The 3,171-nt window shown below is 60.2% G+C and carries 4 protein-coding genes; 1 reads left to right on the top strand and 3 read right to left on the bottom strand.

Translation table 11 applies throughout. The annotated features are described in order from the left end of the window. The first annotated feature begins 823 nt into the window (after positions 1 to 823). Positions 824 to 1,240: a hypothetical protein gene (locus EOA75_RS31060; protein ID WP_063169404.1), complete on the top strand. Its 417-nt coding sequence runs from the start codon at positions 824 to 826 to the stop codon at positions 1,238 to 1,240. A gap of 250 nt (positions 1,241 to 1,490) precedes the next feature. On the opposite strand, the gene EOA75_RS35855 is transcribed toward EOA75_RS31060, so the two are convergent. From EOA75_RS35855 to EOA75_RS35400, 3 genes are read right to left on the bottom strand one after another with little or no spacing between them, the layout of a single operon-like run. Then, the gene (locus EOA75_RS35855; RefSeq protein WP_244529185.1) at positions 1,491 to 2,273 is read right to left on the bottom strand and encodes a redoxin domain-containing protein; all 783 of its coding nucleotides are present in this window, start codon (positions 2,271 to 2,273) and stop codon (positions 1,491 to 1,493) included. Positions 2,274 to 2,313: 40 nt separating this feature from the next. Continuing rightward, positions 2,314 to 2,538, bottom strand: coding sequence for a DUF411 domain-containing protein (locus tag EOA75_RS35395; protein WP_236372580.1), 225 nt, complete (start codon positions 2,536 to 2,538; stop codon positions 2,314 to 2,316). Continuing rightward, positions 2,535 to 3,077, bottom strand: a complete 543-nt coding sequence (locus EOA75_RS35400; RefSeq protein WP_236473613.1) for a multicopper oxidase domain-containing protein — start codon at positions 3,075 to 3,077, stop codon at positions 2,535 to 2,537. The genes EOA75_RS35395 and EOA75_RS35400 overlap by 4 nt, the downstream gene beginning before the upstream one ends. Between the last annotated feature and the right edge of the window lie 94 nt (positions 3,078 to 3,171).

A 3,171-nucleotide genomic window follows, 5' to 3' on the forward strand; every position in this document is an offset into this window, starting at 1 on the left:
GGGCGGGTCCAGATGTAGTAGGTATCCTAATCATCGCCGAGCGTGTTTAGCTTGGGTCGCGCAGAAAGGTGGATGGCGTGAGCGCGCTGAGATGGATCGCCATTTGGACTAAACGACGGGACGGCTGACTGGTATGCGCGTTCAATTGATCTGGCGCCTTAAATGCAGGAAGGCTTCGCGGCCGGTACGAGGCGCATCCCTCCTCCGAAGCAGCACGCCCAAGTATCATCACAAGCCCCGAGCGCTCGCGTTCGGCGATGTCCAATTTCCGACAATGTCGGAATACAGTCAGATCTGCTGGATTGACTTTAAATGGTTTTCTCATTTGGCACAGCGCATGCTGGTTATCCGCAAACACGTGACCGACCAACAAGAAGTCGCATGATCACCTCACCAAAACATACAGCCGCGGAACAATCACTTGGCCCGAACTTGCTTATCGCCCTCCCCGTCACCACAACCGGAGCCATCCATGTCTGACGGGCTGCCCAGGATACCTACTGCGACCGCGCTTGCCCGGTGACGACCGCTCCGGCTCCGCCCGTTACCGACGAGGCAAAGTGACGGATTTCCTGCTTTTCAACGACATGGAGGTGGTTGTCATTCCCGCTGGGGGACAGACTCGGCCTGTTCAAGGCATTGCGCGAAGGCGGCAAGATGACGGCCACCCGTGCGCGAACTCAAGGAGCGCAGCCTGTATCGTGTATCAGGCAAATAGGCCGTGGGTCAGTGACCTTGACACAGGGGACATGCGCAAGGTCCTGAAGTTTGATGTAGCGATAGAAGGGTGCCAATGACAACAATAGCTTACAGGAACGGAACCATGGCTGGCGACGGCCGAGCCTTGGGTTTTGACTCAGTATCCGTCGGTGAGAAAACGAAGGTGTTTCGCTTATGCGACGGCACACTCATCGGCGTTTCCTCTTCGTCCTTGGGTATTCCAAAGGCCGTTCGAGACTGGGTTGAGAAGGGCATGGATGTTTCTGATATTCCTGTGCCGCGCAACGACGACAATTTTGAATTTGAGGCGCTGATAGTGCGCAAAAATGGGGAAGCCGTATTGTTGGACGGCAATTGGCTGCCAAGTGATCCCGTGAAAGGTGAATATTATGCCATCGGGAGCGGCAAGCAGTATGCTTTGGCCGCGCTGGTTTTGGGCAAGTCAGCTAAGGAAAGCGTCGAAGTTGCCGCGAAACTCGACGTTTGGACTGGTGGCACAGTCACTGCCATAACTCACTAAACCCGCCTTTCGGCGGGAGTGTGACAGTGCGAGCGTGGAAGTAGGGCGCCACCCCGGGGCACGTCGAGCCCTGTCATCTGCTTGCGTTGTTGGACATGTGAGCTGGTCCATAAGCGCGCGAAAGCGTCCAGTTGTGGCCAAAAGCACGATTTGCGACAGAACCGGCCCGCTTCTATGAGTATGGGCCGCTTTTTGCGGCCAGCGTGCTTGCCATCCTGCCGCCAGTGGCCGTCGCCTTCTTCTTCCAAGGTTACCTCGTCATGAAGTAGAGCACCACGATCTTGTCGGAGAAATCGGAAAGGCGGACGGCCCTTCCGTCCGCGTCGGCCAGTTCGAAAGGCGGCGCGGCCTGCTCGTCGATCGCCTGGAAGAACCTCTCCGCGCTGTCCCTCATCTTGTCGAGATCGGCGCCCGGATGGTGGGCCAGCGCGGAGGTCGCGAGGATCAGCGCCAGAAATTGAATCGCAAGCGACGGTTTCGCTTTCATGGACAATGCATTCCGGTTGGGGGCGTTCGAGGGCTCCGCGGCTAGGATTGGTCTCACTGTGTCTGCTCCCGCTCCCGGCGGCTCATCTGCCTGATAGGCGCGTTCCCGCTCGGGCCATGTGCTTTTGATGAAGGCCAGAACGGCCCGGATCTCCTCGTCGGTGAGGACATTCCCGAAGCCCGGCATGTCGCTCTGGTAGCCGCCGCCGACGACCGCGGCCGGTCCCGGCGCCGGCATGCGTCCCGAAGGCAGCGGGCTTTCCAATCGCGCTGACCTTCGCCTGGCTAAAACCGTCTTGCCTAGCGCTATCGCCGCGGCCGGGGCGCCGCCACCGGCCATCCGGTTGGCGAGCCAAGGCAATGTCCAGACCAATCCGAGGCCTGCCGCGGCCACGCATCGATAAGAGGACCGACGCCCTTCTCCTTTGCCGCCGCTGGAGAACAGGTACTTGATCAGCGCGGCCGTCCCGAGGACGAGCACGACGACGACAAGCAGCCACACCAGGCCCATGCCGAACATCATCATGCCGCTCATGCATTCCATCATCGAAGCCTCCTATTCCGTGGCGTAGACGCCGCCGGTCCCGTCAGACTTCCGGATTTCGAGAATCTCGAAGGGCGCTTCCTTCGTGCCACTCATGCCGGGGGAGCCCATCGGCATGCCGGGCAGCGTCATGCCCTTTGATGTCGGGCCGCTCGGTCAAGAGCTTGTTGACCGTGCCGACCGGCACATGGCCGCTCACCACATAGCCGTCGATGAACGAGAGAAGGCAGCCATCGGCTTCCGGCGGAATGCCCTCTTCGCGGCTCATGGCGAAAAGGTCGTGCGTCGGCCTTGACGGTGACAGCGAAGCCGTTTCCTGCAAATAGCCGGCATAACCTTCGCAGCAGCCGCATTGCGGGTTCTTGTAGAGCGTGACGTCCTTTCGCCGGCGAACGCCGGAGCGGCGCCTGACAGGATCGAGGCGAGGACAAGAGCTATCAGGGTATTGGACATTTTTGCTTCTCCTTCGGCTTGTGGACTGGTCAGGCGACCGGCCGCCTGGTGTTCGAGAACGTGGCAGTGGAACATCCAATTGCCGGGATTGTCGGCGACGAAGGCGATCTCGACCTTCTCGCGCGGCGAAACCAGCGCCGTGTCCTGCCATTCGCGACGTGGGGTGGGCTGGCCGTTGCGGGAAATCACCCGGAAGGAATGGCCGTGCAGATGGATCGGATCATGCCACGCGGTTGCGTTGGTCGTGGCGATGACGTGGCTCTTATTCCGCAAGAGCGTCAGCCCCGGCTTCATGTCGTGATTGGCCTCGTCGGCGGCGACGCCGTTGATGAACCAGGCGGTGCCGGAATTCATCGTCCTGCATCATGCGCCCGGACCCATGCTTTCACCCATGTCCTGCGCCACCATCTCGCCCATCATGCCGCCGGTGAAGACGACTTCGTTGCGG

The sequence above is a fragment of the Mesorhizobium sp. M1A.F.Ca.IN.022.07.1.1 genome (genome assembly GCF_003997575.1).
Lineage (GTDB): Bacteria > Pseudomonadota > Alphaproteobacteria > Rhizobiales > Rhizobiaceae > Mesorhizobium.